General features: G+C 32.2%; 12 protein-coding genes. 7 read left to right on the plus strand and 5 right to left on the minus strand.

Annotated features, from left to right (window positions below; translation table 11 throughout):
- The first annotated feature begins 3 nt into the window (after positions 1-3).
- Together LKO26_RS04970 and LKO26_RS04975 are read left to right on the plus strand one after the other, a co-directional pair.
- Positions 4-1,383 carry a RagB/SusD family nutrient uptake outer membrane protein gene (locus LKO26_RS04970; RefSeq protein ID WP_227586743.1) on the plus strand — a complete coding sequence of 460 codons (1,380 nt, stop codon included), beginning with the start codon at positions 4-6 and terminating at the stop codon, positions 1,381-1,383.
- Entirely contained in the window at positions 1,370-3,835 is a 2,466-nt protein-coding gene (locus LKO26_RS04975; RefSeq protein ID WP_227586744.1) for an alpha/beta hydrolase family protein, read from the plus strand. The genes LKO26_RS04970 and LKO26_RS04975 overlap by 14 nt, the downstream gene beginning before the upstream one ends.
- Positions 3,836-3,869: 34 nt before the next feature.
- Here LKO26_RS04975 and LKO26_RS04980 read toward each other — a convergent pair whose 3' ends face one another.
- The 4 genes from LKO26_RS04980 to LKO26_RS04995 form a co-directional block, all read right to left on the minus strand.
- Positions 3,870-4,157: a DUF6520 family protein gene (locus LKO26_RS04980; protein ID WP_227586745.1), complete on the minus strand. Its 288-nt coding sequence runs from the start codon at positions 4,155-4,157 to the stop codon at positions 3,870-3,872.
- Between the two features lie 30 nt (positions 4,158-4,187).
- The gene (locus LKO26_RS04985) at positions 4,188-5,681 is read right to left on the minus strand and encodes a MauE/DoxX family redox-associated membrane protein (RefSeq protein ID WP_227586746.1); all 1,494 of its coding nucleotides are present in this window, start codon (positions 5,679-5,681) and stop codon (positions 4,188-4,190) included.
- A gap of 145 nt (positions 5,682-5,826) precedes the next feature.
- Entirely contained in the window at positions 5,827-6,627 is an 801-nt protein-coding gene (locus LKO26_RS04990; protein WP_227586747.1) for a helix-turn-helix domain-containing protein, read from the minus strand.
- A gap of 2 nt (positions 6,628-6,629) precedes the next feature.
- Positions 6,630-7,262 carry an N-acyl amino acid synthase FeeM domain-containing protein gene (locus tag LKO26_RS04995; RefSeq protein ID WP_227586748.1) on the minus strand — a complete coding sequence of 211 codons (633 nt, stop codon included), beginning with the start codon at positions 7,260-7,262 and terminating at the stop codon, positions 6,630-6,632.
- A gap of 124 nt (positions 7,263-7,386) precedes the next feature.
- Here LKO26_RS04995 and LKO26_RS05000 point away from each other — a divergent pair, with 124 nt between their 5' ends.
- Positions 7,387-8,145, plus strand: a complete 759-nt coding sequence (locus tag LKO26_RS05000) for a response regulator transcription factor (RefSeq protein ID WP_227586749.1) — start codon at positions 7,387-7,389, stop codon at positions 8,143-8,145.
- Between the two features lie 89 nt (positions 8,146-8,234).
- On the opposite strand, the gene LKO26_RS05005 is transcribed toward LKO26_RS05000, so the two are convergent.
- Positions 8,235-8,990 (minus strand): HesA/MoeB/ThiF family protein, encoded by a 756-nt coding sequence (locus tag LKO26_RS05005; protein ID WP_227586750.1) that lies wholly within the window; start codon positions 8,988-8,990, stop codon positions 8,235-8,237.
- A gap of 435 nt (positions 8,991-9,425) precedes the next feature.
- Here LKO26_RS05005 and LKO26_RS05010 point away from each other — a divergent pair, with 435 nt between their 5' ends.
- The 4 genes from LKO26_RS05010 to qatD are packed head-to-tail and all read left to right on the plus strand — an operon-like array spanning position 9,426 to position 14,216.
- The gene (locus tag LKO26_RS05010; RefSeq protein ID WP_227586751.1) at positions 9,426-11,306 is read left to right on the plus strand and encodes a P-loop NTPase fold protein; all 1,881 of its coding nucleotides are present in this window, start codon (positions 9,426-9,428) and stop codon (positions 11,304-11,306) included.
- Positions 11,306-12,178 (plus strand): hypothetical protein, encoded by an 873-nt coding sequence (locus LKO26_RS05015; RefSeq protein WP_227586752.1) that lies wholly within the window; start codon positions 11,306-11,308, stop codon positions 12,176-12,178. The genes LKO26_RS05010 and LKO26_RS05015 overlap by 1 nt, the downstream gene beginning before the upstream one ends.
- Positions 12,165-13,487 carry a Qat anti-phage system QueC-like protein QatC gene (gene qatC, locus LKO26_RS05020; protein WP_227586753.1) on the plus strand — a complete coding sequence of 441 codons (1,323 nt, stop codon included), beginning with the start codon at positions 12,165-12,167 and terminating at the stop codon, positions 13,485-13,487. Before LKO26_RS05015 ends, qatC begins: the two co-directional genes overlap by 14 nt.
- The gene (qatD, locus tag LKO26_RS05025) at positions 13,488-14,216 is read left to right on the plus strand and encodes a Qat anti-phage system TatD family nuclease QatD (protein ID WP_227586754.1); all 729 of its coding nucleotides are present in this window, start codon (positions 13,488-13,490) and stop codon (positions 14,214-14,216) included.
- Position 14,217: the final 1 nt, after the last annotated feature.

Raw genomic sequence — 14,217 nt, forward strand, 5'->3', positions numbered from 1 at the left:
ATTATGAAAAATAAAATCAAAAATATCTTCAAAATAATTTTAGTGAGTGGATGGTTATTCACATCGTGTAGCGATTGGATAGAAACTGATTTTCCACAGAACCAAATTGCTACTGAACAAGTTTTTGAAGATGTGCAGTCTGCAAATGCAGCTTTAGCAGGGCTGTATGGTAATCTATGGAACAGTTCACTTATTTCCGGCGGATATGACGGTTTAGGAGCTTTGCTTTCTTCTTACACAGATGATCTCACTTGCTTTTATGCAGATAATGGAAATGGAGCTTTGGATTTATATCATAACCAACAACTTTCAACAAACATAATGGTAGATAAAGTTTGGACCTCTACATATCAACAAATATACATGACCAATTCTATCATTCATGGAACTGAAAATTCTACCACAATATCAAGTACTGAAAAGAACAGAATTATTGGAGAATCTTTGTTTATCCGTACATTATTGTACTTCAATTTAGTACAGATTTTTGGTGATATTCCTTATACAGAATCAATAGATTATGAATACAATAGAACTTTAACAAAGTCAACGGTTAGTGCTCTTCTCACAAAATTGGAAATGGACATCGAAAAGGCAATAGAATTGCTTCCGGAGGAATATAGAAGTGCAGAAAGAATCTATGTCAATAAATCGACTGCAATGATGTTAAAAGCGAAACTTATGTTGTTATCAGGAAAATGGCAGGAAACGGAAACAATAAGTAAATCGCTTTTGCAAAATCCTAGTTATTCTCTTGAGGGTGATGTAACAAAAGTTTTTACTAAAACCAACCATGGAATTTTGTGGCAGTTAAAACCGAAAAATAATGGTGACGCCACAAAGGAATATACTTTATACTACTTTAATAATTCAATTCCCAACAGATATGCACTCACGCAAGATCTTTTCAACAACTTTTCTTCACAGGATTTACGTTTGCAGCATTGGATATCCACAATAACGGTTAATCAAAATAATTATTACCGTTCAATGAAATATAAAAATGCTGCCGGAAATACAACAGAATATTCGGTCGTATTTCGCATCGCTGAATTGTATTACATCCTTGCTGAAAGTTTAATTAAACAAAACAAATTGACCGAAGCGATCTCCTACCTCAATGTAATTAGAACGAGAGCAGGGTTGCCATTATTGTCTACTAATTTATCTGCAAGCCAAATATTACAGGAACTTCAAGTAGATAAAAGACGTGAATTTTTTGCCGAGATGGGTCATCGTTTTTTTGATCTTAAAAGATGGGGATTACTACCAAATCTGCAGAACATAAAACCCAATTGGCAAACTCATCATAAGGTGTGGCCACTTCCGCAATCCGAACTGCTGTTGAATTCTAACCTAAACCCACAAAATGAAGGCTACTAAATTACGTCATATCTTCTACATAGTGTTTCTTGTTGCTAACAATTTTTCTTTTGCACAGGATAGAGAACATCTAAAAAAAATAATTGCTACTACAGAGAACATCGGTGCGACAAAGATGTCTGAAAATGGAAACTGGTCAGGTTGGAGAAAGTTTTATGATGGTGAAGCAGATACATTGGTGATTAAATCGAACACCTCAAAAACAAGTTATAGAAGGACAAAAGCGTTAGACTATCAATTCCTTACAAAGAATACGGCTTTGGTCAATTACGTTGGTAAGGTCGAATGGTTAGATTTAAATTCTGGAAGACATCTGGAAATTCAGCCTATTTTGAATTCTTATTCATTATCTGATGGAGATTATTTTGCTGTTTTAGTAAAGCAAGAGAATCAAAAAAAAATTGTTGTTTACAAAAGCGATACGGCAACGAAAATAGTGGAAATGAGTGTGGATCGTGTTATTTATAACTCAAAGCAAAACTCACTCTTTGCAATTCAGCGAGTGAATGAAAGCAATTATTTACTATTATGGAAAGATGATAATTTCCGTAAAATTTATCAAACTGCTGATGAAATGGAATTGGTGGTTGAGGGACTTGACAAAAGGCATATCGCAATTGTTGCAAAATCAAAGCTAGAGGAACGAAAAGCAATTTTGCTTGACGTAGAAACGCAAAAAGTTCACACCATACAAAATCCAAAAGACTTTCAAACGAAATTGATTGTTCCAACGGATTTGGATATGGGAAAATGGCAATTTAATTTTTTTGAAAAAGACAAAGAAGAAAAACAAAAAATTGTGGATGTTTGGTATTCCGACGATAACATTTTACAAGAAAAGCATACAAAACAGGATCACATTGCACATGTGCTATATGACTTAAAGTCAGGCAGTCAAACCAACCTCAATACTTACAACTTTGAAAGAGTAATTCCAGTTGCTTACGATAAAGCAATTGCGTATAATACTTCAGAGAACGAGGACTACATTAAGCCTAATGTTGAAGTTGACCTACATCTTATAGATTTAAAAAGCAATCAATCCAAATTCATTACCAAGGCTATTACAGGACTGGTTGATGAGGACGCTACAAAATTGTTATCATGTGAAGATGGACGATGGTCTTTATATAATTTTCTGAATAATGAAGTCACAAAAATAAATAAGGAAGGACTGACGAATCCAAAATTTGTGGATAGTTCGACAATTTTATTTGAAATGGAAAATGGAATTTGGTCTTGTGACCTACAACATAAGGTTGGAAATCTATTGTTATATAAACAGAATGCCGAATTAAAAATACTTCAGGATAATAAATATTTTAATGCTTCAGGTAATGTAATCATAGAAAGAAGCGTGAAGCATAATCCGAATGGAATTATAATTGAACAAAGAGATACCGATAATTCCCAAACCATTCTTCATTTATTTAAAAATGATAAAACTAAACCAATCGTAAAAATAGAAGGTAATTCTTACAGAAATTTGCTCTTCAATAAAAACTTTACCCAATTTCAATGGGTAGAAGAAAATCACAATGTAGCTCCAAAGCTGATGCGCCAAACTGGAGCTAAATCAAGTAAGACGGTATATGTATCAAATGCAGGTTCCAATCGAATAAGATCACTTAAAAAAGAAGTGTATTCGTACCAAAACGACCGCGGGCAAAAAATTCGTGGTATTTTATACTATCCGTTGCACTTTCAGTCTGGTGAAAAATATCCAATGATTGTGTACATCTACGAAAAACTAAGTAAAAACTCAAATGATTTCACCGTCCCCACGTTGAAAGATCAAATAGGATTTAATATTCATAATTTAATATCAGAGGGATATTTCGTTTTTATTCCGGATATTGTATACGACAATCGTGGCCCTGGATTATCTGCAGTAGCATGTGTTCATGCAGGTTTAAATGTGCTGTTAAATATCAAAGAAATTGATACAGATAATATTGGTCTTACTGGTTTTTCTTTTGGCGGTTACGAAACCAATTTTATTGCAACAAAATCAAATCGATTTAAAACCTATATTTCTGGAGGAAGTCTTGTAGATACGGTTTCAGATTATTTCTTGTACAACTATCATTGGAGAAGCCTAAACTACAGTCGGTACGAGACCAAACAATTTAGACATGATCAGTCATTTTTTGAAAATAGAGCAATTTATTTCGAAAATAATCCACTTTATTCCGCAGATAAAATAAAAAAACCGATGCTTTTATTTACTGGAACTGATGATAAAAATGTTCCGTGGGATAATACCGTAAAATTGTATAGCGCACTACGACGAAATAAAGCAAAAGTTATTGCATTGTTTTACCCAAACGAAGCTCACGGTCTTATCAATAAAGATGCGCAGATAGACTTATCATTAAGGACTCTAGATTGGTGGGATTATTTTCTAAAAGGGAAGAAAAAGGAGTGGATTGATAAAGAATTAAACAAGTAAAAAAAGAAGGATGTCATTGACATCCTTCCCATTTTTATTGCACCTTGTATAGCATGTTGCCACATGTGGTCTGATTAATAAATTCATACAATTGATGTACGCTAGAATCACTTGGGTCAACCCATGTACAAGCTGGCCCTACAATATCTGTACATTCGGCAGATGTACTGATACATTTTTCAACCGGAGCTGAAGGATCATATCGGAAACCAAGCTCAGTTGAACTGGAACTGTCTTGTTTTGCAATGTTGGTTGCAAATGCACTTCCTGCGCTTACCAAAATAATTGCGGCGGCAAGCAGTCCGCTTCTTAAATTTTTCATGATAATAAAATTTAAAGTTTCGCCTACTCTCTAGGGTTTTCGGCTTTCCCCATTACTGAAATGCTTCAATACGTTCTGCGCAAAACTGTATTTAAGCATTTCATTTTCTTGTAATACATATAGATAATTTTTGTTGATAAAGATTTTTGCATTTGAGGTGCCATCTGCTTTAGGGAGATAAAAACTTCCAAAATATAGTTGTTCTTTGGTGCTGTATAGATCAATAATAAAAGAGTTTTGCCATTGCTTTGGATCTTCAAACCTTCCGATAATGTTGGAGATGTTGAAAAGCACACCATCGTAAACTGCTCCATTTGAATTCACCACTAGTGGCGGCGCGTTCATTTTATTTTGACCGTTTGATAACTCTTGACTTTGCACTTTTGCAACACTTACTGTGTCAATTGTACTATGGTATTTAATGTTTTGTAAAGAATTGTCCATCACAACAAATTGATTTCTGTAGCGGTACACATAAACGTGATTTTTCAAAATAGGATCGTGGAGTAAACTTCCATCGACATCGAAAAATCCATCGGTTTGTTTTTGTAGAATAGAATCAGATAATTGCAGCGTTGAATTATTGAAATCAAATTGTCCAAGAATAAGTCCTTTGTTTTTGGTTTGGCTTCGGAAGACAAGGTGATTATCTCCTACATTTAAAAGGTCGAAATAAAATTCTTTTTGCAAAATAAGTCGGGCAATTTTATTATTAAGATCACCTTTGAAGATTACAGGGATTGTGCCATCGAATAAAAAATATGCTCCATCATTAACAAACAATTGTGGTCTTTTGAAAAGGTAATGATTTGGTTGTGGTGCAATAGGGAACTCTTTCATTGTTTTTAATTCTGAATCCACAGAGGTAAGCAAAAAAGGGGAAGTACGGTTTCCAAGATATAGGGTGTCATTGCTTACACCTGCAAAATAATACGAATTAACACCCAAATTAATGCTGCCTTCTTTTTCGATTGCGTGAGGTATGAATTTCCGGATAAATGGATTTTCTTTTTTACTCATGTAATCGCTGCTGCTAAAAAGCATAACCACCAATAAAATCGGTAATATGATACTGCTAGAAAGTTTCAAAACAGTTGTTTTTATGGCTATCTTTCTTGCGTTATTCAATGCAATTGCAATGATTCCCAACAACACAAAAATCAGATTGAAGATAAAATGTTGGCTCCAAGTCATTTTTTCCAAAACACCGCCGCAAGAACAAGGAATGTTATCAGCGTAATTAAGAATTAAATAAATGTACACAGTAAAGGCAACCATTAAACCTGTTGATAAGTAAAGTCCTGTAGATCGAGTGTTGTTAAAAACAAGCAATCCGCAAATCAAAAGTTCAATTGTGATTACGAAATAAGAAATAAATCCTGCGTAAGTACTGATGATTGGTGATTGCCCCAATTGCAGCTGAAAAAGTTCAAAATCTATTAATTTGCTCACCGCAGCATAGCAGAAAAGAAATATGTAAGCGTAAGAAATTAAGATGATGACAAGGTTTCTATAATTTTTCATTATTGTTTTTCTACTGTAAAATTGAAAAACAGAAAATGAAAACAAATGCTAATCAGTCACTTTCATATGTTCATATGAAACAAACATATTGACAATAGTAACGAACGCAAACATTACAAAAAACCAATCCACAACTGATTACATGCTATTTCTGTAACAATATTCTTGGAATTTCACTGAGTGGAATAGCGTAGGTGCGGTGAAATAAGATGTACATATGATTGTAATTTCGAAAACCGTTTTTATAAGCAATTTCTTTGTAACTGAGGTCGGAAAGGAGGAAGTCTTCCAAAACTGCAATCATTTTCATTTTTTGGTATGATTTATAAAATGTAGTCCCGAAAACAGTCTTACTTTCGCTTTGCAAATTTTGATAACTAATGCCTTGATTTTTGGCGAAACTCCTCAATGAACAGGTGTTTTCGATTTCTTCATAGTCTTTCAGCATTCGAACAATTCTTTTGAATTTGTCTTTGCCAAGTTTAGGATTGACTTTAGGAAAATGCGTTTTGTGGAAAAGGATGCTTATTTTTAGAACTTCTTGATTCTTTTTAACTAAACCAAAATAGAGTAGGATTTCATTGTATTCAACTTGCTTTAAATGAATAGGTATGAAATGCAAGTGCTCATTTTCTAATTCTTCTTTTTGGAGATAAAAATGATCAATCAATTTTAGAATTTCCTCATACGGACTATCCTCAAATGATTCACTATTGTTTAGAGTGTAGGCGTATTCATAATGATATTGATAATATTCATAAGTTTTGTCAAAAAAACCAATTTCCTTAAAAAGATTGATGTACTCATTAATAATAACCTTAGTGTGTTTCAATAAAATCTTTTCATCCAAATAGCTTTTTTCTTCAGAAATATTGCATAAATCGCAATAATGACGTAAAACTCTGGTAATGGTTTTCTCAAATAGAATGATGGGATATAAAGTCATTATTATTCGCAGATTACATTTTCATCTCGTAAAAGAGGAAGATTCTGCTCAATCAGATGCTGATTGATTTCTAGAAATTTCCCAAAACCACTTGGTTTTAACAATACAGGAATAGTTTCCGAACCTAAATAATTGATAGGATTTCCTATCGGTTCAGGATAGATATGCACAATTTTCAAAATCCTTAAAAGCTTGCTGTCGCATTCCGCGAATACGGCACTTTTTTCTGACAAATTGACCTCGTTTAAAGCCAAAGCCATAAGTGTTTTAAAGATTCTAAAACCTCTTTCATCCGCCCCTTTTTTTACTGCAAATCTTCCAATATGATAAATAGTAGAATTTGGTTCAACAATCTTTTCAGGATCAATTTCGAAAAGCTTTTCAATAGGTAATTTTATATTTTCTGTCTTTTTGTAGATTCTTATACTTCCACAAATTTTCTGATTGAGAATTGCTACAAAAGTTTTTGAAAATTTGATATGTTCATCATTATCAGATAATGCTGTAATTTCCTTCTCAAGTTTTGTCCTGTCGATAGTTTGTTGGTGATGTTCATAATTTTGTAAAACCACAAAAGAAGCAACCTTAGTTGCTAGTGTTTTTCCAACTTGATAATAAGTGATCTGATCTTTCATTTAAACAATTTGTGCAAAATTATTTCAGTGTGATTCAGCATTTCCTACACTTTTGTGTAAATTTGGATGATTATGTCAGAACTACTCTTTGGTGTAGTTTGGTGAAATGACAAAATTTAATGATATGGATGGTCCTGAACGTTTTTTCTCCAGAAAAAACACGGTAGATTCTATTTCAGAATCTGAAAGTTTTCAAAATGGTAATTATTTGGAAGCGGTAGAGGCATTGTGTAGGGTAACCTACCGAAGCATGTATGTAATCGATTACCAACTAAAAAAGTTTGAGTATGTTTCCAAGAATCCACTGTTCCTATGTGGACATAGTCCTTTAGAAGTTTTGGAAATGGGATATGACTTTTACTTTAAGCATGTCGCTCCTGAAGACTTAGAAATGCTCATAAAAGTGAATGAAGTCGGCTTTAATTTTTTTGATAAATCTTCACCTGAAGACCGAAAGAAGTTTTGTTTTTCTTACGATTTCCATTTAATCAACGAGAACAAAGAAAAAATTCTCATTAATCACAAACTCACCCCGATCTTCATTACTGAGGAAGGAAAAATATGGAAAGCACTATGTGTGGTCTCGTTGTCTCCCAATACTTCAGCAGGTAATATTATTTTGCATAAAGAAGGCTCACCTTTTATTTGGAAACTTAATTTAGCAGCAGAAAAATGGGTGGAGGAAGAAAAAGTTAAACTCTCAGAAAGAGAGTTGCAAATTTTGAGGTTTTATGCGCAAGGTTTAACAATAAATCAAATTGCGGAGAATATATTTTTAGCGCCGGATACAGTCAAATTTCATCGGAGAAAACTTTTTGATAAATTGAATGTTAAAAATATTACCGAAGCACTGGCTTACGCAACCAATTACAAGTTAATTTAATTTGTTTCTTCAAACAATTCATGAAGAAGCCGATCGCATTTCGATTTCAGAATCCAAGGTAATTTAAATCAAAAAAAGCAAAGTATTTATCAAACTATTCCTTGGAGATAATATTCAGGAAAAGTTTTTACGGTATCTCCGGTTGCGATTTTGTAAAGCAGTCTTGTACACATTGCTGCAACATGCCATGTTCCTATAGCTAATTGGGGCGGGGGTAAATTTTCTTCTTCGTGTTGATAGGAAGAAATAATATCTTCAAGCCAAATCATTGGATGGCCCTTGAGTTTTTCTTGTTCAATAATTTGCTGAACAATTGTAACTTCATCAACAGAATTCGAGTTACCAATATTGCTGAGTTTAGAACTTCCATCTAAAACGGCAACTAAGCCAACCCATCCCAAATTGTAAGGATGAAGAACTGGAATGTTTTTTTGGGAACAGATTTCATCAAATAGGAGTGGGGTTTCATCCTTAAAATCTAACGCATTAATAGCTACGTCATGATTAATAATTTCAGAAATATTTTCATAGTTAATAAATTTGTCAATGTATTCTATTTGAGCATTATTATTTATGCTTTTTAAGCGTTCAAATAACGTTTTTGCTTTTGATACATTTAAATCCTTTTCAGTATAATTTTGACGGTTCAAGTTAGAAAGCTCAATCTGATCACCATCAACGATGGTTAATTTTTCAAAACCTAATCGCAAAGCGCATTCAGCAATTACACTTCCAATTCCACAGCCAGCAATTAGTACAGAAAAGTTCTTGATCTGATTTTGTGTTGCTTCATCAATGTAAATTCTATTTCTGCTGTAACGGAGATCCATAAAATTTTTCGCCAAAAGTATGAGTGATTTCCACCTTAAGCCCTACACTATAGTGTAGTTAATTATAAAATATTGCTCAAAACATTTTTTAAATACCAAAGATGTCCGTAATTTGTGACTTAAAAGAGAAAGAATACTGAAAAAAAAGAGTTAATTGGGCGATTTACATAGATATCATTTTCAGAATTAAGAGTAAATTCGACAAGTCCAAGATAATAGGTTTTTTGTATTTTTTACTAAACGCAACCTAAGGAAACATATTATACAGAATGCTTGCAAACCAATCCATTATTTCGGATATTAAGTCTATTATTTCTCAATCAAAGGAAATTGCTATATGTGCTATTGATAATCAGCGAACACTAACGTGTTGGCATATAGGCAAACGTATTTTTGAAGTAGAGAGTGTAGATAAAGAAAAAGAATAATTGATTAATATATTTTAAAATTATGTGGGCAGATAATGAAACCTCTAATGATTTACTTGGATTTAAAGTTCATGCAGACTTAATCGTCGATGTAATTAATGATAAAGATGTATTGCCTGTTACGATTGGGGTATTTGGTGATTGGGGTAGTGGTAAGTCAAGTATTCTTAAGATAGTAGAAAAAGAGTTAATCGGAGATGATAAATACGGTTTTAAAGACGGTACTTTGGTTTTATATTTTAATGGTTGGGTCTTTGAAGGTTATGATGATGCAAAAGCAGCATTGTTGGAATCAATCATTGAGAAATTTGCAAAGCATAAAAAAATAGGCCCGAAAATTAAGGATGAAACTGTAAAACTTTTCAAATCGGTTAAATGGATGCGATTAATGGGTTTTGGATTTAAAAAAATTGCAGTTCCTGCTGCCACTGCATATCTTACAGGAGGTATTTCGTTAATTCCATATTTATTAAATGAGTTTTCACAAATAGAACCTACCGAATTAGCTAATAAGTTAAAAGGAGAAGACGCAGAAAATTTTTTGAGCAGTATTATCAAAAAGAATGAAGAAGAGGAAATTACTATGGTACGAGAATTCAGAGATGATTTTAAAAAAATGATTGAGAAATCTAATGTTGAGAAACTTGTAGTAATTATTGATGATTTAGACCGTTGTACACCCGATAGATTAATAGAAAATTTAGAAGCAATAAAATTATTTTTAAACGTCGAAAAAACTGCATTTGTTATTGGAGCAGACCCAAGAATTGTAAGGCATGCAATAGAACTACGATATAAGACGGATGGTATAGAAAACTCCTCAGATGTAGAGAGTAGAAACGAAAGAATTGTAAGTGATTATTTAGAGAAATTAATTCAAGTCCCCTATTATTTGCCTAAACTGACTGATAATGAGGTTGAAACATATTTATCGTTATTATTCTGTCAAAAAGAACTTGGAAGTGATTTTCAAAAAGTATTAGAAGCATTTTATTCAACAAGAGAAAATAACAGATATGATGTGTTTGGGTTGGGAGATATTGACTCAATACTTAGTACTGAAGAAAAAAGTAAGTTAACAAGTAGTGTATCAATCATTGCTTCTTTAGCTCCTATTATAACGGAAGGCTTGAAAGGCAATCCTAGACAAATTAAACGGTTTTTAAATACTTATTCACTGAGAGATAGACTTGTGAGAGTTGCAAAAATATCGGACTTTAGAATGGATGTTTTAGCAAAGTTAATGGTACTTGAATATTCATCACAAAGTTTATTCAGACAAATTTATGAATGGCAATCATCTCAAAAAGGGGAGTCTAAAGAAATTAAAGAATTAGAATCACTTGCAAGTAAGAGTAGTATTGAAATTATAAAAGAAAAATATTCTGCCGACTGGGTTACAGATAAAACAATAAAATGGTTAAATGCAGAGCCAAAATTAACAGATATAGATTTAAGAGATTATTATTGGATTACTAGAGATCAATTAACAACATCAATTAGTGGTAGTTCCTTGGTATCTCCACATATTAGGTCATTAGTTAAAAAGCTAATTGAACCTGTTGCTGGAACGGCTTTAACAAGAACTGTAGCTAATGAAATTAAGGATAAATTAAGTGAAGGAGATTACGAAACATTGATTTCGCTACTTGAAAAAGAGCTTACCAAAGCTCCTGAAAAAACTGAAATACATGAGGCTTTTATTGAACTAATGTCACAAAAATGTCCAGATGTGATTGACGCATATACAAGAGTTATTAATAAAGTGGATAATAAGAAAATTCCATTCAGTTTAGCTCAAAATTTTAAATTAGTTGAATCTAAGAATGTTGAGGTTAAAAAACTATATAAAGTATTTAAAAAGGATAGCCAAATTTTTAATGCAATAAATGATGATAAGTAATGGGAACTACACAAAGAATTAATCCGGGAGTAACAAATCAACCCAATTGGGGGGACTTATCAAATTCTATTACTCAAATAGCTAAAACATTTGAACAGGAGCAAAAGCTTGACAATGAAGAAGCACAGGAAAACGAAAACGATAATAAAGAAGATGACAAGGCTGATAATAAAAAACCTATTGTAAGTGATAACTCCAAACAATACAAAAAAATATTAGATAGAAGAAATGGACACATTGGTTCGGCATTTAAAAATCTAGTTAAAACAGGTGGCGGTCGTAAAGCCATCATTTCGGGAAAATCTTCTTCTATTGGAAAGGCGGGATTAAAATCCGCAAGAAAACTTACTGGTTTTTTTACAAGCGTTGCAAACAACGGGCTAGATACGACTTTAGTTGATATTGGTTTTGGTTCACTTAAAGGAAAATCATTTAATGATGTTATTGATTATTTGCTAATATATTGTTCAGATTCTAACCAAGGAATGGATGAAACAGCGGCTAATAAAGCTTCATGTGAAATTATGAAAGAAATTGCAGCTCAATCAGATAACGATGTAAAAAAGTATCAAGAATTAATAAAAGAATTAGTCGATGGTCAAGGACTAGCAGATAAATTGTGTAAATTTTGGGGGCTTTATATTTTCGAGCATTTATCACAACGTTTTGAAGAGAAAATACAACAGCAAAAAGGTGAAGAAGTCAGCAAAGAAACTTTTAAGATTATAAAAGATGACATTTTAGGTCGTGTAAAAGTCTTAAATACAAAAAGACCTGTAACAAAAATAGATTGGAATAAAACCGAAGGTAAAAAAGAAATTGAGAAAATATTCGATTCCATAATTAAAATCATCTGCAATGAAAAAGATTAAAATTGAGATTCCAAAATATGATTTAAAGAGTGGAATTCTAAACATAAGAATTACAGAGGAAAAAGGAGATTCTTCAACTGTGAGTGTTGATTATAAAACTTTATTGCCATTTGCTATTTCTGTAAATCCAGAAGTTAGAGATTTCTTTTTTGTAACGTGTTCTGTATATGGGATTGATAGATTTGTAAATCGGAAACAGCATTCAGTTGATGGATGGTCTAGGGAATTGCATATCTCACTTCCTGTTTCAGAAGTGAAAATTTGGAATAATGTCAGATGTGACTTAGAAGAACTTTTTTCATTTCTTACAGGAGATTATTGGCAAATTGATTTTTATAAATCCGATTTTATAAATCCTGATTTTGAATTACCGATTGATTTTAAAGAAAAATTTAAACAAGTTAATCTATTTTCCGGGGGATTAGATTCATTGATTGGGGCAGTTGATTTTTTAAGCACTCATCCAAAAAATAAGATTCTTTTAGCTTCACATTATGACCCCCAAATGAAAGGTCCTCTAACTGACCAAAATGTTTTATTAGATAAATTAAAAGCAAAATATACAGGTCTTTTTGATAACGTTCCTTCTGTAAAAGTAACATTATCTCAAACAACCACAAGACGAGAAACAACCTTTAGAAGTCGCTCAATTCTATTTATAGGCATCGCACTCTTAATTTCGGAAGGGAAGAAAATTAATAAAATTATTGTACCTGAAAATGGTTCTGTTTCTCTAAACTATCCATTAAGTTCCTCAAGACGAACTTCTTGTAGTACAAGAACAACCCATTCTTTTGTGTTAGATAAAACAAATTTGGTTTTAACTAAACTAAATATTGTAAGTAACATATCTAATCCTTATGAATTTATGACTAAAGGCGAAATGGTTGATAACTGTAATGATTTAGAATTTTTAAAACAAATAATTGGATTTTCAAATTCATGTGGAAAAAGAGGGCATAGAGCTCATTGGAAAGATTTAAATGCAAGCCATTGTGGTTTTTGTATGCCATGCATCTATAGACAAGCATCATTAATTAACCAAAAAGACCCTACTACTTATGGGAATACTATTAATTCTTTAATTCCTTTTAATACAAAAAAATCGCAAGATGTTGGTACGTGTTTAGATTTTCTCAAAAAGGATATTACCAAAGATGATATTAAAACAGAACTAATAGTTAATGGAGTAAAAAACATCAATAAGTTGAATAAATATGTTGATGTTGTATGTCGAACAAGAGATGAATTATCTAAATGGATTAGTAAGAATGGTAATTCATATATAAAAACAAAAGCGGGTTTATAAATGTTAGATACACATTGTCACATCGATTTGTATAAGAATCCAAAAGCTATCTTAGATATATGCGAAAACAATGGTATTACCGTTTTTTCAATGACGAATTTACCTAGCCATTTTGAAATGGGTTTCCCTTTTTTTCAATCGAAAAAGTATTTAAGAATAGCTCTGGGCATGCATCCTTTATATGCTACACAGCATAATAATGAATTTTCAAAGTTTGAATTGAACCTGTCTAAAACGTCATATATAGGAGAGATTGGGCTGGATTTTTCGAGGGAAGGCATTGTAACAAAAAATCTTCAGTATGCATCTTTTAATAGAATTTTAAAATTAGTTTCGGATAAAAAGAAAATTCTTAGTTTACATTCTAGGAAAGCAGAAAAAGAAGTTTTAGAATTATTAATGAAATATAAAATTCAAAGTGCAATTTTTCATTGGTACTCAGGTAGTTTAGGTCTAATACGTGAGATTTCAGAAGCAGGTTATTTTTTCTCTATTAATTCTGCAATGATAAAGTCTGTGTCTGGAAAAAAAATTATCTCCAAAATACCAAAACATCTTGTTTTACCAGAAACAGATGGGCCTTTTATTTCTGTAGGAGGAAGGACAGTAATGCCAGGCGATGTAGATGATGTATTAGTTTATTTATCTAACATCTGGGAAATTAGTTTTGATGAAACTAGAATGCTTATGAAGTCTAATTTTCGAAACCTAACTAACACATTGAAGTGAG

Source organism: Chryseobacterium sp. MFBS3-17, assembly GCF_020687745.1.
GTDB lineage: Bacteria > Bacteroidota > Bacteroidia > Flavobacteriales > Weeksellaceae > Marnyiella.